This is a genomic window from Pasteurella skyensis, from assembly GCF_013377295.1.
In the GTDB taxonomy this organism is placed as follows: domain Bacteria; phylum Pseudomonadota; class Gammaproteobacteria; order Enterobacterales; family Pasteurellaceae; genus Phocoenobacter; species Phocoenobacter skyensis.
In genome coordinates this window covers 846,935-869,185 of the sequence record NZ_CP016180.1, presented here as the reverse complement: position 1 = coordinate 869,185, position 22,251 = coordinate 846,935, and the positions used below count along the sequence as shown (strand labels likewise).

Here is a 22,251-nt window from a genome sequence, read left to right as displayed (position 1 = left end):
CAGATTTTAAATATTGTTATAAAATCAAATGCTCAATTTATTTACAGCACTGTGTGACTAATTTGCAAATTTTTAGGTTGATGTTACCGCTATGTTTTTTGTATATTAAAGCAGATACACAGTTATTTTTATAGTCTCGTAGATTGGCGGCACTAAATATGAGCTGTAATGCTCAATTTACCACAAGTCCTGCTATGAATTATACACATTATTTCCAGCTTTGTTTATTTACTTATTCTAATTATTACTTTTCCCTTAGTTTTTGATTTTTCCATATATTTATGTGCTTCTACAATATCTTCAAGTTCATAAATTTTGTCTATATTAACAGACAACAATCCTTTTTCCATCAGTCGTAATAAGTCGGTTAATGCCTTTTTATTGGGTCTGACTGCAACAAATTTTGCTTGTTTTGTAAAAATCATATCAAAGAGCAGTCGTGGCGTTGGTATTGTTCCAATATAAATTCCATTGGGTTTCAAAATTCCTTTCACTTTTTTTAAAGACGAATTGAAAATAACATCGAATACTATGTCAAATTGCTCGTTAAGTTTAGTAAAATCTTTTTTTGAATAGTCAATTCCCTTTTCAGCCCCCAGCTTTTTGCATAATTCAATATTTTTTTCACTTGATACCGTTGTTACCTCAGCTCCATAGGCTTTTGCAATTTGTATTGCGATATGTCCCACTCCACTACTACCACCATTAATCAAGACTTTATCACCTTTTTTCAGCTTTGCATTTTCAAAAAATGCTTGCCACGCTGTTGTCCCAGCCATTGATAATCCACCCAATTGTTCGTCTGGCACTTGTAATGGTGCTTTTACCACCTGCTTTGTCGTCAATATGACATATTCACTGAGTGCTCCACCAACATTATTTGCTAATTGTCCAACAATTTTGTCATTTACTTTAAATTCCGTTACATTTTCAGATTTATCAACAACAATTCCAACAACATCAAATCCTTGTTTTGTTCTAGGTTTTATTAGTCCAGATACGATACGAAATTTCCCCTTTCGATTTTTCCAATCAATTGCATTTAATGAAGAATAGAGAACTTTCACAAGTAATTTATTCTTTCCATTGATTTTCGGTTTTGGAATATCCATTACTTGTAGTTCTTCTGCATTTCCATATTTTAAATATTCAACCCGTTTCATAATCACCTCAAATTACTTATAACATACTAACAGTATTTTTCTATATTGATTTTGTTTTGGCTATCCTAGTAATTAACCTATACTATTTTTAACCATAACGCTCTTCAAACTCTTTCATAAAGCCAATCAACGCATCAATCCCTTCTATTGGCATTGCGTTATAGATAGAGGCTCGCATTCCACCCAGTACTTTATGTCCTTTCAATGCTTGTAAGTTATTTTCCAACGCTTCAGCCACAAATTTTGTGTCTAACTCAGGATTGCCCGTGACAAATGTCACGTTCATTCTAGAGCGGTTTTGAGGAGAAACAACATTTGAAAATAGTTTGCTTTGATCAATAAAATCATAAAGCTTTTGAGCCTTAGCAATATTCTGTTTTTCGACTTCTGCTACACCACCTAAGGCTAATAAATGTTTAAACACTAATGAACAGAGATACCACGCAAAAGTCGGTGGTGTATTAATCATTGAATCCGCTTTTTGTTGAACCGCATAATCCCAAACTTGTGGAGTGTTAGGCATTGCAGTGCTAATTAAGTCATTGCGAATAATCACAATGGTAATCCCAGATGGCCCCAAATTCTTTTGAGCCCCTGCATAAATCACCCCAAATTTAGAAATATCAATTTGACGAGAAAGAATAGTAGAAGACATATCTGCCACTAACACGCCATTCCCTACTTTTGGTACATCAAAAATTTCTACACCACTGATAGTTTCATTCGGGCAATAATGCACATAGTCATACTGCTCTGCCACATTTTCAAAATCTAACTCTGTTACCGCTGTTTTTTCACTTTGTGAGTCTAAAATATCAACCTCTGTGACTTGCGTATATTTACGCCCTTCTATTGCTGCCATTTTCGACCAGTGACCACTGGTCAAATATAACGCCTTACCTTTCTTGGTTAAATTCATCGGAATAGCCGAGAACTGCCCTTTTGCACCACCTTGTAAAAAAAGAATTGAGTAATTATCAGGAATACCATATAAGGCTCTTAAATCTTTATCAGACTGCTCTGCCAACTCAATAAAAGGTTTCCCTCGATGGCTCACTTCCATTACCGAACCCCCTAAATTATTCCAATTCATCAACTCTTGCTGTGCTTGTTGTAAAACCGCTTGAGGGATCATTGCAGGACCTGCACTAAAATTATAAACTTGTGTCATATTTGCTCTCTTTATTTTCTATAAATGTTTTGTTATAAAAGATAGTCTATTTTTATCATCTTAGACTGGGATAATCAATGCCTTTTTGTGTTTCATTCGTTTTCAATCAAGAAAGCCAGACACTTTTAACTATTGATTTATCAATCAATTTACACTGGAGATTTAATTTGCAAATTTTTGAATTAATGTACCCGCTTGTTTTATAGGGATACGATGATAATATAGTGTAATATCAAAACTAAAAATGAAAAAAGAGTTCACAATGGACAACTACCAAAAAATTACCCTCTTACTAAAAGATAAAATAAATAATACTGTATTACTTGAAAATAAAGTATTGCTAACTTCTTGTTATAAAAACTTAAACACAGAAATTCCAGAAGATAAAATTGTAATTTCAGAAGTAATTCCTGATGATGAATATGAAGCAGTATTAACTAATTTTGCGCCTTATATGGAAATAGACAACCTGTTACCCTTTCTTGTTGCAATGGGGGGGAATCAAGTTTTTTGTATCGGATATGGTGTAGAAAATTACGGATTAATCTATTATTATGATATGGACTTTGGCTGCTTTGAGTTAGAAGGCGATAATTTAGATAACTTTCTTTTAAAATTAGCCTAAAAAGGAAAAATGATGAAACAAAAAATTAATGGCATTACATTATATGACTTAAATACGCTTCCGATAAAAACCATTTATCAGTTTGCTCATCATTTTTTTAATCTATTCAATATCGTTCCAAATCATATTTCTTATATGCAATCTCATTCTTCAGATAGCCAAGGGGAAACAGTGTCTGAAATAGAAGCCAGTTTAGAAGAGTTGCAATATCAAATAGATAATAATCTGATTGATAATTTTAGACTATTATATTCTTCAACCGATAGATTATGGGATGTGGGATTTGCGTTTTTTGACAAACAATCCGTAGTTGGGGAAGAGATGAATTATATCGAAATTCAGTTTCTTGATAATATTTCAACCCTAGAAAGTGAAAAGATAATTCATTTTTTAACCACTATTTCCGCTAAAACCCATATTGTATATGGTATTGGTTACCAATTATATGGCAGTATGTTTGAGGCTTTTAGCTACACTTTAGGACTAGGTGTTGAAACCCTATATAACAACGAACTGCCTTATGAATGGTGCGATCAACTCCCCTCTCGCACTGATGAAACGCCGTTATATTTCAATCAATTGAGAATGGTGTATCCTATAAATATATTAAACGACAATCATCTGAATTTCCCTCTTTCTCAACTCACATTAAAAGCGTGGATTTTATCCAATAACAAAAATGGAAAAATCACAAATTTGGATAATCAAAACTATTTATGGCTTGTTGAAGCATCAGAGTTAAAGCGAATTAATGCGGTTTTAAGTAAAGAAAGAATTTTGATTTCTGCCAGTGTATAAAATTTAATAAGAAAAATAATGTTAGAAAAAGGATATTCTCTTATCGAAGTAGAAGATATTCAAGTGTAACATGGAAGAGATAAAGGAAATAAATTATTCCAGTTCAGCAATTTTCATCATCTTAGACTGCGATAATCAACGGCTTTTTGAGTTTCCTATCTATTTATTGTAAACACTATTTGCCATATTCATTCAACTCCCTTTGCATAAAACCAATCTGTGATCTCGATCGCAAAATTAAAGTAAATATCAGTAAAAAATAAAAATCATGTTACAATGTGTTTTTATACATCTGTAATTAAAAACAGTATTGCTACGTATTATATTTTGCAAAATTTTTATTATAAAAATAACCACTTATTTCAAATTCAAAAAAGAGAATAAAATGAAAGAAATCAAACTGTTTGAACAAAAACAAGTTCGTACCCATTGGAATAATGATGAAGAAAAATGGTATTTTTCTATTATTGATGTTATTGAAGTTTTGACTGGTTCTGATAATCCTAGAAGATATTGGAGTGATTTAAAAATTAAACTCAAAAAGGAAGGAAGTGAAGTGTACGAAAATATCGTACAGTTGAAAATGCTTTCTACTGATAAAAAAATGCGTCTTACAGACGTAGCAAATACCGAGCAATTACTACGACTTATTCAATCTATCCCTTCTCCTAAAGCTGAACCTTTTAAACAATGGTTAGCAAAAGTGGGTTATGAGCGTATTGAAGAACTCGAAGATCCTGAAATTGGTATTGATCGTTTAATGGAAACCTACCTTAAAAAAGGTTATAGCAGAAGTTGGATCAATCAGCGTTTAAAAAGTATTGAAATTCGTAAAGAGTTAACCGATGAATGGGAAAACAGAGGTGTACAAAAAGGCACTGAATACGCTATTCTTACCGATGAAATTACCAAAGCTTGGAGTGGAAATACTGTTAAAAGCTATAAAAATTTGAAAGGGCTTAAAAAAGAAAATTTACGAGATAATATGACTAATATGGAATTAGTACTTAATATGCTTGCTGAAGCGACAACAACAGAAATTAGCAAGGAAAAACAACCGAATAACTTCAATGAAAATAAAGCAATTGCCAAACAAGGTGGAACAATTGCGGGTAATACTCGCAAACAAATTGAAGCTAAAACAGGAAAGAAAATTGTTACATCCTTAAATGCTCAATCACAAATTAAAGATAAAACTAAAGAATAAAAAAGACGTTGATCCTACTACTTTTAATTTTTTACAAATTTAGATAATCAAAACTATTTATGGCTTGTTAAAGCATATTAAAAAGAAAATAAATTATGAATAAATTAATCAAAATCTTACCTATTCTCAATAATCCTGTTGAAAATATAAAGATGGATATAAATATAAACTTACCCAACGATTATATTGAATTTATTTCTATTTATGGCTCTGGGCAAATTGATTTTTTCTTAAGTATTTTTAATTATGCTTCTAAAAATGACTTCACTCAACGAGATTTGATACTCAATGATTTACAGTCTATCAAAACTGAGCAACCCGATTATTGTAATTTTAATGTATATCCTGAAAAGAATGGGTTATATCCTTTTGGACAAACAGATAATGGTGATTACTTGCTTTGGAAAACAGCTGAAAATATCAATGATTGGACAGTTTCTATCATAGAATGCCGTTCTCCAGAAGCACAACATACGCCCTATAATTTTGTCGATTTTTTATATTTGTTACTGAGTAAAGAAGTTGGCTATGATGCCTTTCCCGAAGACTTTCCATCTGAAAAGATTGAATTTCAACCCGCTTAGAGAATATAATTCTGACAATCAATTTTACTAACTTTATTAACCTCTGTTATTTTTATGAAGCACACATTTATTCACAAAAATAATAGATAGAGAATAAATATTTATGCAACTAACCATAGATTTTACAAATATAAATTCATTAGATGAAATGCACAATCAACTAAAAGATAGTTTTGGTTTTCCTGACTTTTATGGAAACAATGGCAATGCTCTAATTGATTGCCTAACTAGTTTACGTTATCCACAAGATGGTATGTTAGAAGTAACAATAGGAATAGATGAAGTATTAGAACTAGAAATAAAGAATTTCCCGCTTCATAATGAAGTAATTGTTGATACCTTTTTTCGTAGTATAAAAGCTGTTAATAAAAGATATATTAGCAAAGGCAATATGCCAGTAATACATTTAATCTTGGTTTAACTTAAATATTTTGCGTGGAGGCGTAGCATGCTACGCCTCTACAAATTTCATCAAAAAATCAGTATGTTATATAAAAAAAGTAATTAAAACAAAACCCTGAACTTTACAAAAAGGAAATAAATGATGACAAAAACGCTTGAAGAAATTTTGGGATTTGATCCTCTTACTTATGTGAATGAAATTCCTGGTAAAATTAAATGTGATTTCAGGGAGTTTTGGTACGTGGAAGACAATGAGGGAAAATTTCAAAAAAAATTATTTGATAAATTAACCGATGCTGTTGACCCACCATTATGTAAATCAGGTGGGGTTATTACGCAAAACTGTAAAATCACAACAATAAATGGCAGAGTTTTTGAAGGTCTATCCTATAAAGGTGATTTAGAGGGTTGGAGACAACAAATTATTCAAGGGGCAGAAATATTAAATGTAGATTTAGCACAAATTCAAGATAATAAGTTAGTCTTGCTAACGGATGAAAGTTATGATTTAGATGAATGTGATATTTCTTTCTATTAATATGATTAATAAAGAAAATGTAAATATAGTCCTCTGCTCTTTGCTCGGGACTTTCCTAATCTTTTAGCAAATTCAGGAGTCGATCATAAATTATTTTTACATTTCCCAACTATTTAATAACATTACCATTCCTTTTTCTAACTCCTCTTCCGTTAAATCCCCAAAACCGATTACAAATAATCGTCGATTTTGCCATTCAATGGGGTAAATTTTAATTTTATTCTGCTCAGCTAGTTCTATCAATTCTTTTGATGATCGAGTATCTTTTATTAATTCGATTAATAAATAAAAACCTGAACTTTCACCATAATAACGGATCTTGTGGCGATATGAGTCTAAAATACGACAAAGTTTTTCCATTTTGTTGCGGTAACGCTTTCGTATTCGGTTAATATGTTGTTCAAAAAAACCTTGTTGCATAAAGAGTGATACCATTTGCTGATCCAAACGTGAAACAGAACAGTTAAAACTCTGTTTGATTGGTTGATAATCACTTAATAAAGATTTTGGCAACACCATAAAACTGATACGAATAGCGGGCATTAATAATTTAGACAATGAACCAAAATAGATCACTTTATCTGCTTGATCTAAGCTTTGTAAGGAAGGAATAGGCTTACCTTGATAACGAAATTCACCATCGTAGTCATCTTCTATCAAATAACGACTTGACTCTGCTTTGACCCATTCTAAAAGCTGTTGACGCTGTTCAATATCGAGTACACCACCAAAAGGATATTGATGTGAAGGGGTAAGGTAAGCAATATCAATCTTTTTTTGCAAAAAATTGTTTACATCTAACCGCTTGCTTTGAGGATCTAAAGGAAGCTTTACCCAGCGCTTTTTATACAGTTTAAAAATATTTTCTACTACTCGATAACCAAAAGCCTCGATACCATAAATTAAGGTTTGTTGATGTTTTTTTTCAAACAAAAGCATTAAAATTTGTAATAGTTGTTCAACCCCTGAGGTTACAATAATTTGCTCAGCATCACAACGTACACCACGAGCAGCGTTTAAGTAGCTTGCCAATTGCTCTCTTAATATTTTGTCCCCTTGAGGATCGCTTAAATGCAATAAATCACAATGGCTTTTATTTAAAATCTGTTTATTCAGTTTTTTCCATTTTTCAAAGGGAAAATGACGACTATCAATGCGATTTATATTAAAATCAAAGCGGTATTTTTTGCCTCTAAGCGGTATGATGTTATCCATTTTTTGCAAATTTTTATTTGGATCTGACCGCTTGCCAAGTAACGTATCTCCCGCCTGTACATTTACAAAGAAACCCACTTTTGGCACACTTTCAATATACCCTTCTGCCATCAGCTGTGAATAGGCGGTTTCAATGGTATTTTGGCTAATCTGTAAATGTTGTGACAAACGGCGCTTTGAGGGTAATTTATCTCCTTTTTGTAAACGTTGTTCGTGAATAGCCTGTTTGATTTGTTCAATTAATTGAATATAAAGGGGTTCAGAAATTGATTTATTTATAGTATAAGCGATAAGTTGCATAAATTTTATCCTCAAAACACAATCTGACCCTATAATTATATTCAAATCTGACACTTTTAACAAGTTCAATTTGGTTTAAAAATACAGTTGATTTTTCAATCAGACAATTTTTATTCTAAACTCACAAAGGAGAAAAAAAATGACACAAAGTATCGTAGGTACAGACTTAGTAAAACGTGGTATGGCGCAAATGCAAAAAGGCGGCGTAATTATGGACGTTGTTAATGCTGAACAAGCTCGCATCGCAGAACAAGCAGGTGCTGTAGCGGTTATGGCGTTAGAGCGTGTGCCATCCGATATTCGTAAAGCTGGTGGTGTAGCACGTATGGCTAATCCAAAAATCGTAAAAGAGGTGATGTCAGCTGTTTCTATCCCTGTAATGGCAAAAGCTCGTATTGGTCATATTACAGAAGCTCGTGTATTAGAGTCTATGGGCGTAGATTACATCGATGAAAGTGAAGTTTTAACTCCAGCAGACGAAGAGTTCCACTTATTAAAAAGTGAATTTACCGTTCCATTCGTCTGTGGTTGCCGTGATTTAGGTGAAGCGTTACGCCGTATTGGTGAAGGTGCCGCAATGTTACGTACTAAAGGTGAACCTGGTACTGGTAATATCGTTGAAGCGGTTCGTCATATGCGTAAAGTAAATGCACAAGTGCGTAAAGTTGTTGCAATGACGACTGATGAATTAATGACAGAAGCAAAACTATTAGGTGCACCTTTTGAATTATTATTACAAATCAAAGAATTAGGTAAATTACCTGTAGTAAACTTTGCGGCTGGTGGTGTTGCAACCCCTGCTGATGCTGCTTTAATGATGGAATTAGGTGCAGACGGTGTGTTTGTGGGTTCAGGTATTTTCAAATCTGAAAACCCTGAAAAATTTGCGAAAGCAATTGTTCAAGCAACAACTCATTACCAAGACTTTGATTTAATTGCTCGCTTATCAGAAGATTTAGGTGAAGCAATGAAAGGAATTGAAATTTCAAAATTAAGCCTTGAAGACAGAATGCAAGAGCGTGGTTGGTAATACCTAAGAGGATACAATGACAAATAATACGCAATTAAAGATTGGTGTATTGGCATTACAAGGTGCAGTAGCTGAACACATTGCTCAAGTTGAATCGCTTGGTGCAGTTGGTGTTGCAATAAAACGTACTGAACAACTTGATGATCTCGATGCCATTATTTTGCCAGGTGGTGAAAGTACTGCAATAGGTAAATTAATGCGTCACTATGGATTTATCGAGGCTTTGCAAAATTTTGCTAAAACGCGACCAATATTTGGGACTTGTGCAGGAATGATTTTATTGGCTAAAAACATTGTGGGAGGAGAACCTTCACACCTTAATTTGATGGACATAACGGTACAACGTAACGCATTTGGTCGTCAAGTTGATAGCTTTCAAACAGAGCTTGATATTAAAGGAATGAGTGAGCCTGTCCCTGCAGTGTTTATTCGAGCCCCTTATATTGCCAGTGTTGATAGTTCAGAAGTAGAAGTGCTTGCAAAAGTAAATGGACAACCTGTTTTAGCCAAACAAGGTAACTTACTTGCCTGCTCTTTTCACCCTGAATTAACTACTGACACTCATATTTTAAAGCTATTTTTAACTATGATTTAATATTAAAAAGCCTTACTTTATTTTTAAGGTAAGGCTTATATGTCTATCATTATAATTCCTTTAAAATTTTACCCTTTTTTTATCTATTTTAAAATAACTTTATTATCAATAAGTTATAAAAATACTAAAAAAAAGGGTATTTTTATTATTTTTTCATCCCAGATATTGCAAAATAAGGGTTTTATAAATAAAATCTCTAGTTAACCATCGTGTAGATGGCTTAGAAATTAAAACGTTAAGAAAGTACAAAAATCAAATAGTAGATATATACACCCATTCTACAATAAACTAAACGGTAAAATATGCTTCATTTTTTGTAAATTTTAGACAGGTTCTGACCGCTATAGACTCACTTAAAAAACATTATTTGCACTATTCCCTGCTAAAATGCAATCATTTTGTAAAAAAATAGTTGACAGCTGGTTACAAATACGCAATATTAAGGTTGTTTTTAATTCAAAGGATTTTTTATTTTATGTTTCATTTTATGTTTTTACTCAGTCTATTACTTATTATCACATTTTATATGTGCGGTTGGGCTGTAGATAAAAAACACTAAAATAATTATCAAATCAAAAGTTCAATAAACCCGCACTAGAATGCGGGTTTTTTTATAGCTTTTTTATGGCTTACTTTTATAAATAAAATAATATAAGGATAACAATATGCAAACAGACAACATCATTATTTTTGACACCACATTGCGAGATGGAGAACAGGCGTTAAAAGCAAGTTTAACCGTAAAAGAAAAATTACAAATTGCATTTGCTTTAGAACGTTTAGGTGTTGATGTAATGGAAGTGGGATTTCCTGTTTCATCACAAGGGGATTTTGAATCGGTACAAACTATCGCTAAACATATAAAAAATAGCCGTGTTTGTAGTTTATCAAGAGCAATAAATAAAGATATTGATGTTGCAGCTGAAGCATTAAGTGTTGCAGAAGCATTTCGTATCCATACTTTTATTGCCACTTCTGCCCTACACGTTGAAACAAAATTACGTCGCTCTTTTGATGATGTACTTGAAATGGCGGTAAATGCAGTGAAAAGAGCAAGAAAATATACCGATGATGTGGAATTTTCTTGTGAAGATGCAGGTAGAACAGGGATCGATAATATTTGTCGTATTGTTGAAACGGCAATTAATGCAGGGGCAACCACCATTAATATTCCTGATACTGTCGGTTATTGTTTACCTATGGAATATGGTGAAATCATTCAAAATGTGATGAATCGTGTGCCAAATGTCGATAAAGCCATTATTTCAGTGCACTGCCATAATGATTTAGGAATGGGGACAGCCAACTCTTTAACGGCAGTGCAAAATGGGGCAAGACAAATTGAATGTACCATTAATGGTATTGGGGAACGTGCTGGTAATACCGCTTTAGAAGAAGTCGTTATGGCCATTAAAACAAGACAAGAATTATTTAAAGCAGATACTCGGATAAAAACACAAGAAATTCATCGTGTGAGTCAATTAGTAAGTCAACTTTGTAATATGCCTATTCAACCAAATAAAGCGATTGTAGGTAAAAATGCCTTTGCACACTCATCAGGTATTCATCAAGATGGTATGGTTAAAAATAAAAATACCTATGAAATTATGTCGCCACAAACCATTGGATTGAAAAAAGAAAAATTAAACTTAACAGCTCGCTCAGGTCGATCAGCAGTTAAAAATCATATGGATTTAATGGGCTATACCGAAAACGAATATGATTTAGATAAACTTTATACCGCATTCTTAAAATTAGCAGATAAAAAAGGACAAGTTTTTGATTATGACCTAGAAGCACTTGCCTTTATTGATATGCAACAAGGGGAAGAAAATCGCTTACATTTAGATGTCATCACTTCTCAAACAATGAGCCAACTTCCTGCTTCTGCCTTTGTTCAAGTAGAATTAGACGGTAAAAAATACAGTGATGTATCTAATGGTGGTGATGGTCCTGTGAATGCCGTATTCAACACTATTTTAAAAATTACAGGGTTAAATTTAACCATTAAGAGCTATAATCTAACGGCTAAAGGTGAAGGCGCAGAAGCCTTAGGGCAAGTTGATATTATTGCAGAATATAATAACCGTAAATTTCACGGTGTCGGTTTAGCCACTGATATTGTTGAAGCGTCCGCAAGATCATTAATTCACGCGATTAATGCTATTTACCGTAGTCAAAAAGTAGCAAATATTACATCAAAAAATAACTAGATAAGGATTTAAAAATGAAAACATATAATGTAGCAGTACTAAGCGGTGATGGCATTGGCCCTGAAGTGATGCAAGAAGCGATTAAAGTATTAGATACCGTTCAAAATAAATTTAATTTCAAACTAAATTATCAATATTTTGATGTGGGTGGAATAGCCATTGATAAGCACAATACCCCATTACCTGATGAAACCTTAGCAGGTTGTAAAGAAAGTGATGCAATTTTATTTGGCTCCGTCGGTGGTCCAAAATGGGAAAACTTACCCCCTGAAAAACAACCTGAAAGGGGCGCATTACTCCCCTTACGTAAACATTTTGAACTGTTTTGTAACTTACGCCCTGCTACTTTATATAAAGGACTAGAAAAGTTTTGCCCTTTACGTGCCGATATTGCACAACGTGGTTTTGATATTGTTACGGTACGAGAATTAACGGGCGGAATTTATTTCGGACAACCAAAAGGACGAGAAGGCACAGGGCAACAAGAAAAAGCCTTTGATACGGAAGTCTATTATCGTCACGAAATTGAACGTATTGCTCGTATCGGATTTGAAACGGCAATGAAAAGGAAAAAACATTTAACGTCTGTTGATAAAGCAAATGTTTTGACAAGTTCTATATTATGGCGTGACGTTGTAACTGAATTATCAAAAGAATATCCTGAAGTCACTTTAGATCATATCTATATTGATAATGCCACAATGCAACTAATCAAACAACCTGACTTTTTTGATGTACTTCTCTGCTCTAATATCTTTGGGGATATTATTTCTGACGAATGTGCAATGATTACAGGCTCAATGGGAATGCTCCCTTCTGCAAGTTTAAATGAAAAAGGCTTTGGATTATATGAGCCTGCAGGCGGCTCTGCCCCTGATATTGCAGGAAAAAATATCGCCAACCCTATCGCACAAATTTTATCCGCAGCATTGATGTTACGTTATAGTTTTAATCTTAATAATGCTGCAACTGCGATTGAAAATGCGGTGCAATATATTTTAAAACAAGGTCACCGCACTGCAGATTTAGCGGATAATACTACCGCTATCTCAACAAGTGAAATGGGGAATTTGATTGCAAAAAATATTAAATAAGCGGTATGATTTTTATAAAAATTTGCAATAAACATAAAGCTGTCGGATATTCACAAACTGTGTGGACAAGGCATGCCTTGTCCACACAAACAATATACACCATTGCATATATAACCCATTAAAATTAAAGGAAAAAATATGAAAGAATGGATAGTACATACAAAGAAAAATATACCTGAAGTATTTGAATATGATAATGGGGAAATTGATAACCCTATGATGTTATGGATTGAGTTACATTGTTTATTTGATATTGCTGTCAGTACAAAGAATGAAGATTTAATAAAAAGAATTTTTCAAGAGGTGCATTATTATGAAACCTGTGAAAATAATCCTAATGGTGATGATTTTAGTACAGCTGTTTGCCTAGCCTTTACCGAGCATTTATTAGATAAGGAAAATTATATTCCTTATGTTTTAAAATATATAAGCAGACAAAAATTTATTAAATATAAAGCACTTTTAACCTACCATAATGATGAAACAAAATATTTAAACGTTTTGAAACAATATACGGGTAAGTAAAAACAAGCGATTAGATTTTTATAAAAATTTGCAAATAGGCATATAAATGAAATTAGATGATAAAAACTTAAATCAAAAGTGGTCAGACTATAATAATACTAGGATCACAGGCAACAGAAAAAAAGCAAGTGAGTTATTAAATGGTTTTATCACTACTCTTTTACAAAATGATGAAAAAGTGATTGAAAATTTTGTTCATCAAATTTGTTCTATTGTGTTAAAAAATAATACTTTTGTATCTACTAATAGCATTGAGATTGCAAGTGCTGAAGTTAGAATTCAGCACCCACTTTTTCAAAAGGTGCTTGTTCCTATCTTTATAAAAAAATATAAAGAAAATGATCCGTTATATATAAAGTGGATTGCACAAATGGAACAGTTTTTTTATTCAGACCAAAGAATAACTTACTATTTTTTAGAAGAAATTGATGACAAATTACGAGATGCTGTTCAGTTTTCAAAAGAAACAAATCAGTATGAAGAAATAAAATGTAGATATTTTGAAACAGATTATTTCTTAAAAAAATCATTTGAGCTTAAAGCTGATCAAGAAGTATTAGATTTAATTTTAAAAAGAATGTTAAAAGATATTGATTACTTGACCCACGAATTGCCCTATTTGCTTACAGATTTAGATGATTTCATAGAAATTATCAATGAGTTTAAATATTTTAGTGAACAATCAGAGAGTAAAGAAAAATGGAAAGCGCAAATTGAAGAATGGGAAAATATTGCTGATAACTTGAAGACGTAGGGACAAGGCATGCCTTGTCCATGTGTACAATAATTACCATCATATTGATAAAATAGCGGTTAGATTTTTATAAAAATTTACAAAATACAATTAAAAAACAATAAAGGAAAAATATGACAAACACACAATATAAAACACTTTATGAAAAACTTTTTGATGCTCACGTGGTGCGTGAAGTAGAGGGTGAAACACCGTTAATTTATATTAATCGCCATTTGGTTCACGAAGTCACCAGCCCACAGGCGTTTGATGGCTTACGCTCAATGGGGCGTGAAGTTCGTCAGCCCTCTAAAACGGTAGCGACGATGGATCATAATGTGCCTACGGATAGCCGAGATTTAATGGGCAGTGGCGAAATGGGTTATCTGCAAATGATTGAGCTTGAAAAAAATAGCCAAGAATTTGGAGTGAAACTCTATGATATTAATCACCTTAATCAAGGGATTGTACACGTCATGGGACCAGAACAAGGACTTACTCTTCCTGGAATGACCATTGTCTGTGGCGATTCTCATACCGCAACACACGGTGCATTTGGTGCATTAGCCTTTGGAATTGGGACTTCAGAAGTTGAACACGTTTTAGCCACACAAACTATTAAACAAGCTCGTGCCAAAACAATGAAAATTGAGGTGATCGGTCAGGTAAATAAAGGTATTACTGCGAAAGATATTGTACTTGCCATTATCGGCAAATTAACAATGGCCGGGGGCACTGGCTATGTAGTCGAATTTTGCGGTGAAGCTATTGAAAGCCTTTCAATGGAAGGGCGAATGACCGTATGTAATATGGCAATTGAATTAGGGGCAAAATCAGGCTTAATTGCACCTGATGAAACAACCTTTAATTACTTAAAAGGTCGCCCTTCTGCTCCAAGAGGCAAAGAGTGGGACGAAGCGGTTGAATATTGGAAAACGTTACGCAGTGATAAAGAAGCTGTATTTGATAAAGTAGTGACACTACAAGCCTGTGATATTCAGCCACAAGTAACCTGGGGAACCAATCCAGGGCAAGTAATTGGAATTGAAGAAACTATTCCAAATCCTGCTGATGTTAGTGATAGCGTAGAACAACAATCTGTAAAAAAAGCCTTATCTTATATGGATTTAGACCATAGTAAAAAAATGACGGAAATCAATATTGATAAAGTCTTTATCGGCTCTTGCACCAATGCTCGAATTGAAGATTTACGTGCGGCAGCCTCCGTTGCAAAAGGACGTAAAGTAGCAAATAACGTCACAGCATTGGTCGTTCCGGGGTCAGGATTAGTCAAAGCCCAAGCTCAACAAGAAGGATTGGATAAAATCTTTTTAGAGGCAGGATTTGAATGGCGTGAACCGGGTTGTTCAATGTGTTTAGCAATGAATAATGACCGCTTAGAAGCAGGAGAACGCTGTGCCTCAACCAGTAATCGAAACTTTGAAGGACGACAAGGACGAGGTGGTCGCACGCATCTTGTTAGCCCTGCAATGGCAGCTGCGGCGGCAGTTTATGGTAAATTTGTCGATATTCGCCAAATCGAATTATTATAATAAGCAGGCTACAAACTAATAGGAAAAGAAAAATGACGAGAAAATTTACACAGTATACAGGTTTAGCGGTACCACTTGATATTTCAAATGTGGATACTGATGCTATTATTCCAAAACAATTTTTACAAAGGGTTACTCGTTCAGGATTTGGTAAAAACTTATTCCACGAATGGCGTTTTTTAGATGAAGAGGGATTAATCCCTAACCCTGATTTTGTACTCAACTTCCCTCGTTATCAAGGAGCTTCCATCTTACTTGCAAGGGAAAATTTTGGCTGTGGATCATCAAGAGAACACGCCCCTTGGGCATTAGATGATTACGGTATCAGAGCAATTATCGCCCCAAGCTTTGCCGATATTTTTTATGGCAACAGTCTAAATAATCAACTACTCCCTGTTAAATTAACCCATCAAGAAGTCGATAATTTATTTAATTATGTGGCTAAAAATGAAAATGCTCAAATTACCGTTGATCTAGAAAATCAAACCGTTACAGCGGGAACACTACTCTACCATTTTGAAATTGACTCTTTCCACCGTCACTGTTTACTTAATGGGTTGGATAGCATTGGATTAACGTTACAGCATAACGATAAAATTGAAGAATATGAAAAAAATATTCCTAGTTTTTTAAGGTAATAGCAACTTAAAGTAATATTTGCAAATTTTTGATAACATCATACCGCTTGTATTTCTGATTTATCAAAATACCCTTTATTTTTAGCTATTTTAAAATCACTTTATTATCAACAAGTTACAAAACCTGCTAAAAAAAAGGTATTTTTGCTATTTTTTCACTTCAGATATTGCAAAATAAGGATTTTATGAATAAAATCTCTAGTGAACCATCGTGTAGATGGCTTAGAAAAACCTCTACCGCTATAATTGTAAGTTTCTTTTGAGAACCATAGAAATATTGAAAAAAAGGCATAGTAGACAAAATAGTTGGTAAAAAATGGGTTAAAGCTTTATATTACTGTGCTTTAGCCCACTTTTTTGAAAATGAATAAAAAACTTGTCCTTTTTGTCATAAAACGAATATTCACAAATATGGTACCCAAAATAATGTTCAACGTTATAAATGCTCTATTTGTAATAAAACTTTTACCTTCAAAAAATCCTTAAATTCAAGCCAAATTTGGCTAGATTACACAGAAGGTAAACAAACCTATAAGCAACTAGCAATTAAATATAATTGCTCTGTTAGAACTATTCAAAGATATGTTTTAAAAGCCCCTAAAACGCCATTAAATATCCCACAAAATAATAAATTGAACTTAATGATGGATACCACTTTCTTTGGTCGAAATTTTGGTGTTCTCGTTTTTATGGACACTTTATCAAAGAAGGTAATTTATCATCAAATTGTGACAACAGAAAAAAATCTTTATTATCTATTAGCAATGAATAAATTAAGAGAAAAAGGCTATATTATTCAATCTATTACTTGTGATGGAAGACGAGGATTATTAAGAGATTTTTTAAATACGCCTGCACAACTTTGCCAATTTCATCAAATAGCAAATGTAATAAGGAAATTAACAAGGAACCCTAAATCTGAAGCGGGAAAAGAGCTAAAAATATTAGTTAAAACATTAAAAAATAGCTCTAAAAACGAGTTCTATATTAATTTACATTATTGGTATTTAAAACATAAAGAATATTTAAATGAACGCTCCGATAAAATAAATGAAAAGGGTAAATATCCTTTTAAACATCGTAATATAAGAAGTGCTTACAGGAGCTTAAAATATAATATGGATTATTTATTTACTTTTGAAAAATATCCTGAATTAAATATAGAAAAAACAACAAATAGGCTTGAAAGTTTATTTGGAGAACTTAAACGAAAACTATCTAATCATAATGGTTTAACCAAATACCATAAGATTATGTTTATAAAAGATTTTCTAAATAAAAGGAGTTGGTAATTATTTATAAAATAATAAAAACCAACTCATTTGTCTACTATGGGCATAGCTCCTCAAAATTACCAACTATTTTGTCTACTATGCCGAAAAAGCACTTATGCTTCGACAGGCTCAGCAACCGTACTTTTTTATAAATTTGAAATAGCTAACTAAAAATAGATCTTCAACTGATTATCAAACCTTTCCATTAGGTTAAATAGTCGCTCCCCTAATAGCTCTTTTTGAATTTGTTTCGATTTTTGTTCAAACTGAGCATAGTTTTTGGAATAACCTGAATAAGCAAAACTAACATCACGAGTTTTAACCTGAAAAATCACACAAGCAAAACCAATGATAAAAATACTGGTAGTGACTTTTCTAAGATCAAAACGAATAAAGTTTCGGATAAAAGTAAAAAGCAGATTAAGGAGCACAATACTCAACACAATCAGGAAAATATCATAATTATTCCACCACCAAATATCACCTGTGCCACCAATATAATTATTTGACGGGAAAAAGAAGTTTACCCCACCCCAAGTAGAAGCGGGGGTTGGCATATCTTCAAATAAGTGCATTAAAAACGCACAGAAAAAACTGACCATTAAGAATTTACTTTTATTCAACGAACTAAAAAGTGTATTTAGTAACCCCACTATCATAGCAAACAATAAAGCCGCCATCGCACTATGCATAAAAGCGTGGTGTGAATACCAATATTTTGCAGAATAAATCACCTTACCGCTAACCGGAAGATTAAAAAACGCACCTATTGTAGAGTCAAATTGTGACCATAAACTGATTACATCAAAATCAGGCAACGCTCCCGCCAATCCTGAAAGTAATACAATCCCTGTTTTGTGCTTAAATCCTTTAGGGGAAAAGCTTGACACCACAGTACCAACGGCAATACCTGACAAAGTATGAGTTAAAATATCCATTCTATTTATTCCTTTCTTTATTTAATCTTTTATAAAGAAAACTAAATGCAATTAAACATATAAGTAGTGGCACACTCGCACTAAAAAACACAACTTCCCAAATTGCTTCTTCTGAGAAAGTTGACCAACAAGCAACTCGATAAGTAAATTCATATTTGTGTATAAAAATCCAATATACCCCTAAAAAGAGAGTCAGAACATAATAGCTAAATTTAGGTTTAAAAATCCATTGCAGTAATAACACAACGATAAATTGTATCGGTAAATATAAACAAATGGCCGTAAAAATTGTGTCGCTTTTTTCTAAATCAATACAAGATAAGTTATTTGGAATAAAACCAATTATATAGATAGCCCCTATAATAAAGGTCACAAGGCTAATTTTTACTGCTCTACTTTCAGTTTTATTGGTTTTAGAATGAAGAAAAAAGCGTATGATTAAAATCAAAATTAATAGGATTAAAAGATAAAATCCATACTCGTCAAAAGGGGCTGAACTTCCCACATATTCACCTTTATGACACATAACATCTTTTATCCCTAAAAATTGCTTTAATGCACTGTTTTTACAGGCTACAAAAGGCGTAATTACAATCCATAAAACCAGAGGGATAACCAAAATGGTGAGAATTTTAGATATTAGGGTGAATATTTTTATGTGCATTGTACTTACTCCTGTATATTAAATATTATTTAAGATATTGTCATTTTTAATACAATAACCCAAATAACCATAGAGGAATTTTATTTTTTTCCATACTATAATCCGTATCAATAACCAAATAAGCATTTTGTATATCCTTTATTTGCTTAAAGGATTTATTTTTTCCACCAATTTCGTATATATTATCATCAACTTTAAAGTCACCAATATCACTGTAATATATTTTTTCAAAACAACTCGCAAAAAAAGTTTCTCTTAATGTTCCTATATTAACTTCGACACCAAACTCATCTGCAAAGGCATAAAGTAAATTTGTATTAGAAAACAAGAGCTTATCAGGTTTTTTGGATATATTTTTTGAGTATTTTTTTACAGGATTAATAAGTTTAGTACTTTGCAGAATATCCATATAAGTGATCATTGTTGGATTTGATATCCCAAACTCCTTACACAGAGCAGAAATATTTACCTTAAAAGGTACTTTTGAATAAATAAGTTTTGCAATAAACTTTTTGAATATACTAAGGTGGACATAATCAATTTTATTTAAAGATGGAATATCTTCATTTATGATTTTTTCACACGCATTAAAAAGTTTATTTTTATACTCATCTTCATCTTCTATAAAGAATGGATAATGCCCTATTTGTAAGTATCGTAAAAAATTCTTATAAAGTTTAGGATATGCTAGAGCAAGGTTTGAACTTATTTCATTATGGTTTGTTAGAATATCATCAATATTTAAAATATCTAACTCTATGTTACAAGCTAAGCTTAAATATTCTCTAAAGCTTAAGGGTTTTACATAACTGATGACACATCTTCGGCTTAAATCAAATTTTTCATTTAAGATATTGAGCATAGAGCTGCCACTAAATCTTATAATCAAATCAGGAAATGAATCGTAAATACTTTTAATTTCATTCGCCCAATTTTGATACTTATGAATTTCATCAATAACGATGATCTTGCCACCCAATCGCACAAACTCATCTGCTATATCATAAATACTACTGTTAATGATATAAATATCATCAGCACTAAAATATAAATATTCATAGGGTTTAAAGTGTAGCTTTAAGTATTGAAGTAAGAGAGTCGTTTTCCCAACGCCTCGTTGTCCAACCAATCCTACAAGTCTATTTTTTGAGGTTAGTTTTTCCAAGTATTGTTGTCTAACAAAATTGGTATTAATCGCATTGATATTTCTTACTTGTTTATTTTGTATATACCTTATCATAAAACATCCTTTTTAAAATAACACCTTTCACCCCAAAAATTTAAAGTGAACTTTAAATTTTTCTGTATTTTTTTAAAGTATATATAAAAATTATTTATTTTCAAGCATCTATTTTTTTAGAAAGAAATTACAGGTTGTCGTTATTTATTCTCTGAACAATCAAATCCAGATCTTCTTTATTTTCAAAACAACTTTTTTGTAGATAAATACTGATTCCATTTTCAGGTATTAAAATCAACCCTTTTTCAGTCATAATAAAATCTGAGATAAAATCCCAATTCATTTTAGCATTCCCAAATTCACTAAAAGTTTCAATACCTTCATCACTAAATATAATTTGAATTGTATTATTGAGAGCTTTACTTTCTAACCTTTCTTTTAGCCATTTTTGTTTTGAAGAATAATAGTCATAAATTCTAATAATTCCAAAGATCAACAACCCAATACTGAGATAATAATATTCCTTATTAAAAATATAAATAAAACCACCAACTGTAATTGCCGTTATGCCAATTAGCTGTTCATATTTTTTAAATTTACTTTTGTATTTCAACCATTCAGCGTAATATTCTAAATAGTATTCCTTATTGATATGTTGAGTTATTTGAATGTTCATTTTTGTGAACCTTTATTTGATGATATGTTATTTAACGGGATTACACTTATTATCTTACACAACATTTTGTAAATTTTCTTTAAAATCATACCGCTTACTCTTCATCATTTGCTATATTCTTGTGTATTTCACAATCAAAAAGCAAACAACCTGCAGGTTCTATCCATATTTTTTTATCTAAATCAGGCGTTGGTTTAGCGACTCCTTGAATAATAATATTATCAATAGTGTTAATTTCATCATTCAGCTCATTTAGTCTTTCCTGCTTTTCTTGCTCGGAATCAAAGTCCCACTCATCTGGATCTGTTTTAATTTCTTCAATCCAATTTTTTCGATCTGTAATCATTTTCTTATGCTCTTCAACCCATTGTTTATGATTACTAATAAACAATGAATAAGATAGCTCACTCCAATCGGGTAGATCTATGCCACTTATTCCTTCTTTAATTAATAACTGAGAGGCTTTCTCAAAATCGTCCAATAAGAAATACAAAAGAGCTATCTCATAGCCACCAATAGTGTCAAATGAATGAGTTTCTACCTTTGTAGATAATCTATCTGCTATTTTTCTAGTAATATCAAGGTTTCCCAATTTAAAATTCGTAATGGCTTGATTAAACGCACTTCTACACTGATGATCAAATTCTTTATTTATTTTTCCAAAATATTGTTCTGATTTTTCAAAATTACCCAAATAGAAATAACAACAACCAATATTGTGGAGGATATCTTTACGATCTGACTTTTTTCCTGCTATTTTTAAATATGGTAAAGCATCATTATAATTTCCTATATCTATTAACATTGTTGCAAATAAATAATAAGGTAAATACGATTTAGGATTTTGTTTAATAATTTCTCTTTGAATTTTAATTGCCTTGTCCTCCTCGCCTAATTCAAAAAATAAATACCAAGCCAAATTATGTGATGTCTTTACTGTTTTCTTTGTATCATAAGCCAATTGAAGAAACTTATTACAATCATCGAATGCGGCATTTTCAAGAGATTTAATTGCTATTCGATTCATTAAATCAGTGTCTTCTGGATTTATTGCTAATTGAGTAAGCAGTTTTTGAATTGTCATTTTTTGATTCCTTTTAGTTATATGCTTATTTATATCTATAAACAAGCACAT

22 protein-coding genes and 1 pseudogene are annotated in these 22,251 nt (G+C 32.2%); 15 read left to right on the top strand and 8 right to left on the bottom strand.

The features are described 5' to 3' along the window. Positions 1-224: 224 nt before the first annotated feature. Both A6B44_RS04100 and serC read right to left on the bottom strand, forming a co-directional pair. A complete protein-coding gene (locus A6B44_RS04100) occupies positions 225-1,163 on the bottom strand; it encodes an NAD(P)-dependent alcohol dehydrogenase (protein ID WP_090922611.1) in 939 nt (312 codons plus the stop codon). A gap of 88 nt (positions 1,164-1,251) precedes the next feature. Further along, entirely contained in the window at positions 1,252-2,334 is a 1,083-nt protein-coding gene (gene serC / locus A6B44_RS04095; RefSeq protein WP_090922610.1) for a 3-phosphoserine/phosphohydroxythreonine transaminase, read from the bottom strand. A 262-nt stretch (positions 2,335-2,596) separates the two neighbouring features. Here serC and A6B44_RS04090 point away from each other — a divergent pair, with 262 nt between their 5' ends. The 6 genes from A6B44_RS04090 to A6B44_RS04065 all read left to right on the top strand — a co-directional run bounded on the left by A6B44_RS04090 (position 2,597) and on the right by A6B44_RS04065 (position 6,488). Then, positions 2,597-2,959 carry a hypothetical protein gene (locus A6B44_RS04090; RefSeq protein ID WP_090922609.1) on the top strand — a complete coding sequence of 121 codons (363 nt, stop codon included), beginning with the start codon at positions 2,597-2,599 and terminating at the stop codon, positions 2,957-2,959. Positions 2,960-2,971: 12 nt separating this feature from the next. After that, positions 2,972-3,757, top strand: a complete 786-nt coding sequence (locus A6B44_RS04085; RefSeq protein WP_090922607.1) for a hypothetical protein — start codon at positions 2,972-2,974, stop codon at positions 3,755-3,757. 385 nt (positions 3,758-4,142) lie between these two features. Next, complete coding sequence (locus A6B44_RS04080) at positions 4,143-4,964, top strand: BRO-N domain-containing protein (RefSeq protein ID WP_090922605.1); 822 nt, start codon at positions 4,143-4,145, stop codon at positions 4,962-4,964. Between the two features lie 95 nt (positions 4,965-5,059). Next, positions 5,060-5,548: an SMI1/KNR4 family protein gene (locus A6B44_RS04075; RefSeq protein WP_090922604.1), complete on the top strand. Its 489-nt coding sequence runs from the start codon at positions 5,060-5,062 to the stop codon at positions 5,546-5,548. 103 nt (positions 5,549-5,651) lie between these two features. After that, entirely contained in the window at positions 5,652-5,969 is a 318-nt protein-coding gene (locus tag A6B44_RS04070) for a barstar family protein (RefSeq protein WP_090922602.1), read from the top strand. A gap of 123 nt (positions 5,970-6,092) precedes the next feature. Next, on the top strand, positions 6,093-6,488 hold the full coding sequence (locus A6B44_RS04065) for a hypothetical protein (RefSeq protein ID WP_090922600.1): 396 nt from the start codon (positions 6,093-6,095) through the stop codon (positions 6,486-6,488). Positions 6,489-6,584: 96 nt separating this feature from the next. Here the strand turns inward: A6B44_RS04065 and pdxR are convergent, their stop codons facing one another. Continuing rightward, complete coding sequence (gene pdxR, locus A6B44_RS04060; protein ID WP_090922598.1) at positions 6,585-8,003, bottom strand: MocR-like pyridoxine biosynthesis transcription factor PdxR; 1,419 nt, start codon at positions 8,001-8,003, stop codon at positions 6,585-6,587. Positions 8,004-8,142: 139 nt separating this feature from the next. Between pdxR and pdxS the strand changes: the two genes are divergently transcribed. The 9 genes and pseudogenes from pdxS to A6B44_RS04015 all read left to right on the top strand — a co-directional run. Further along, complete coding sequence (gene pdxS, locus A6B44_RS04055; protein WP_090922596.1) at positions 8,143-9,033, top strand: pyridoxal 5'-phosphate synthase lyase subunit PdxS; 891 nt, start codon at positions 8,143-8,145, stop codon at positions 9,031-9,033. A 16-nt stretch (positions 9,034-9,049) separates the two neighbouring features. Then, positions 9,050-9,628: a pyridoxal 5'-phosphate synthase glutaminase subunit PdxT gene (pdxT, locus tag A6B44_RS04050; RefSeq protein ID WP_090922594.1), complete on the top strand. Its 579-nt coding sequence runs from the start codon at positions 9,050-9,052 to the stop codon at positions 9,626-9,628. A 665-nt stretch (positions 9,629-10,293) separates the two neighbouring features. Beyond that, on the top strand, positions 10,294-11,841 hold the full coding sequence (gene leuA / locus A6B44_RS04045; protein ID WP_090922592.1) for a 2-isopropylmalate synthase: 1,548 nt from the start codon (positions 10,294-10,296) through the stop codon (positions 11,839-11,841). Positions 11,842-11,855: 14 nt separating this feature from the next. Beyond that, positions 11,856-12,935, top strand: coding sequence for a 3-isopropylmalate dehydrogenase (leuB, locus tag A6B44_RS04040; protein ID WP_090922590.1), 1,080 nt, complete (start codon positions 11,856-11,858; stop codon positions 12,933-12,935). 138 nt (positions 12,936-13,073) lie between these two features. After that, complete coding sequence (locus A6B44_RS04035; RefSeq protein ID WP_090922588.1) at positions 13,074-13,460, top strand: hypothetical protein; 387 nt, start codon at positions 13,074-13,076, stop codon at positions 13,458-13,460. Between the two features lie 46 nt (positions 13,461-13,506). Continuing rightward, positions 13,507-14,214, top strand: a complete 708-nt coding sequence (locus tag A6B44_RS04030) for a hypothetical protein (protein WP_090922586.1) — start codon at positions 13,507-13,509, stop codon at positions 14,212-14,214. 113 nt (positions 14,215-14,327) lie between these two features. Then, complete coding sequence (gene leuC, locus A6B44_RS04025) at positions 14,328-15,746, top strand: 3-isopropylmalate dehydratase large subunit (protein ID WP_090922584.1); 1,419 nt, start codon at positions 14,328-14,330, stop codon at positions 15,744-15,746. A gap of 32 nt (positions 15,747-15,778) precedes the next feature. Next, entirely contained in the window at positions 15,779-16,384 is a 606-nt protein-coding gene (leuD, locus tag A6B44_RS04020; RefSeq protein WP_090922582.1) for a 3-isopropylmalate dehydratase small subunit, read from the top strand. 386 nt (positions 16,385-16,770) lie between these two features. Continuing rightward, positions 16,771-17,676 (top strand): annotated as a pseudogene (locus A6B44_RS04015) (IS256 family transposase, variant Zn-binding type); the annotation flags it as partial. A gap of 149 nt (positions 17,677-17,825) precedes the next feature. On the opposite strand, the gene A6B44_RS04010 reads toward A6B44_RS04015, so the two are convergent. From A6B44_RS04010 to A6B44_RS03990, 5 genes are all read right to left on the bottom strand, one after another. Further along, the gene (locus A6B44_RS04010; RefSeq protein WP_090923248.1) at positions 17,826-18,596 is read right to left on the bottom strand and encodes a metal-dependent hydrolase; all 771 of its coding nucleotides are present in this window, start codon (positions 18,594-18,596) and stop codon (positions 17,826-17,828) included. 1 nt (position 18,597) lies between these two features. Then, on the bottom strand, positions 18,598-19,260 hold the full coding sequence (locus A6B44_RS04005) for a hypothetical protein (protein ID WP_090923245.1): 663 nt from the start codon (positions 19,258-19,260) through the stop codon (positions 18,598-18,600). A 46-nt stretch (positions 19,261-19,306) separates the two neighbouring features. After that, positions 19,307-20,500, bottom strand: a complete 1,194-nt coding sequence (locus tag A6B44_RS04000) for an ATP-binding protein (RefSeq protein WP_090923243.1) — start codon at positions 20,498-20,500, stop codon at positions 19,307-19,309. Between the two features lie 127 nt (positions 20,501-20,627). Further along, entirely contained in the window at positions 20,628-21,116 is a 489-nt protein-coding gene (locus A6B44_RS03995) for a YcxB family protein (RefSeq protein ID WP_090923241.1), read from the bottom strand. 94 nt (positions 21,117-21,210) lie between these two features. Next, on the bottom strand, positions 21,211-22,200 hold the full coding sequence (locus A6B44_RS03990) for a tetratricopeptide repeat protein (RefSeq protein ID WP_090923239.1): 990 nt from the start codon (positions 22,198-22,200) through the stop codon (positions 21,211-21,213). Positions 22,201-22,251 lie beyond the last annotated feature (51 nt).

Coding starts and splice junctions, on each gene's coding strand:
- A6B44_RS03990 (WP_090923239.1), bottom strand. CDS start 22,200: ATGACAATTCAAAAACTGCTTACTCAATTAGCAATAAATCCAGAAGAC.
- A6B44_RS04005 (WP_090923245.1), bottom strand. CDS start 19,260: ATGCACATAAAAATATTCACCCTAATATCTAAAATTCTCACCATTTTG.
- A6B44_RS04090 (WP_090922609.1), top strand. CDS start 2,597: ATGGACAACTACCAAAAAATTACCCTCTTACTAAAAGATAAAATAAAT.
- A6B44_RS04035 (WP_090922588.1), top strand. CDS start 13,074: ATGAAAGAATGGATAGTACATACAAAGAAAAATATACCTGAAGTATTT.
- pdxT (WP_090922594.1), top strand. CDS start 9,050: ATGACAAATAATACGCAATTAAAGATTGGTGTATTGGCATTACAAGGT.
- pdxR (WP_090922598.1), bottom strand. CDS start 8,003: ATGCAACTTATCGCTTATACTATAAATAAATCAATTTCTGAACCCCTT.
- A6B44_RS04080 (WP_090922605.1), top strand. CDS start 4,143: ATGAAAGAAATCAAACTGTTTGAACAAAAACAAGTTCGTACCCATTGG.
- A6B44_RS04075 (WP_090922604.1), top strand. CDS start 5,060: ATGAATAAATTAATCAAAATCTTACCTATTCTCAATAATCCTGTTGAA.
- A6B44_RS04085 (WP_090922607.1), top strand. CDS start 2,972: ATGAAACAAAAAATTAATGGCATTACATTATATGACTTAAATACGCTT.
- leuC (WP_090922584.1), top strand. CDS start 14,328: ATGACAAACACACAATATAAAACACTTTATGAAAAACTTTTTGATGCT.
- leuB (WP_090922590.1), top strand. CDS start 11,856: ATGAAAACATATAATGTAGCAGTACTAAGCGGTGATGGCATTGGCCCT.
- A6B44_RS04010 (WP_090923248.1), bottom strand. CDS start 18,596: ATGGATATTTTAACTCATACTTTGTCAGGTATTGCCGTTGGTACTGTG.
- A6B44_RS04100 (WP_090922611.1), bottom strand. CDS start 1,163: ATGAAACGGGTTGAATATTTAAAATATGGAAATGCAGAAGAACTACAA.
- A6B44_RS04000 (WP_090923243.1), bottom strand. CDS start 20,500: ATGATAAGGTATATACAAAATAAACAAGTAAGAAATATCAATGCGATT.
- serC (WP_090922610.1), bottom strand. CDS start 2,334: ATGACACAAGTTTATAATTTTAGTGCAGGTCCTGCAATGATCCCTCAA.
- A6B44_RS04065 (WP_090922600.1), top strand. CDS start 6,093: ATGACAAAAACGCTTGAAGAAATTTTGGGATTTGATCCTCTTACTTAT.
- leuA (WP_090922592.1), top strand. CDS start 10,294: ATGCAAACAGACAACATCATTATTTTTGACACCACATTGCGAGATGGA.
- A6B44_RS04030 (WP_090922586.1), top strand. CDS start 13,507: ATGAAATTAGATGATAAAAACTTAAATCAAAAGTGGTCAGACTATAAT.
- pdxS (WP_090922596.1), top strand. CDS start 8,143: ATGACACAAAGTATCGTAGGTACAGACTTAGTAAAACGTGGTATGGCG.
- A6B44_RS03995 (WP_090923241.1), bottom strand. CDS start 21,116: ATGAACATTCAAATAACTCAACATATCAATAAGGAATACTATTTAGAA.
- leuD (WP_090922582.1), top strand. CDS start 15,779: ATGACGAGAAAATTTACACAGTATACAGGTTTAGCGGTACCACTTGAT.
- A6B44_RS04070 (WP_090922602.1), top strand. CDS start 5,652: ATGCAACTAACCATAGATTTTACAAATATAAATTCATTAGATGAAATG.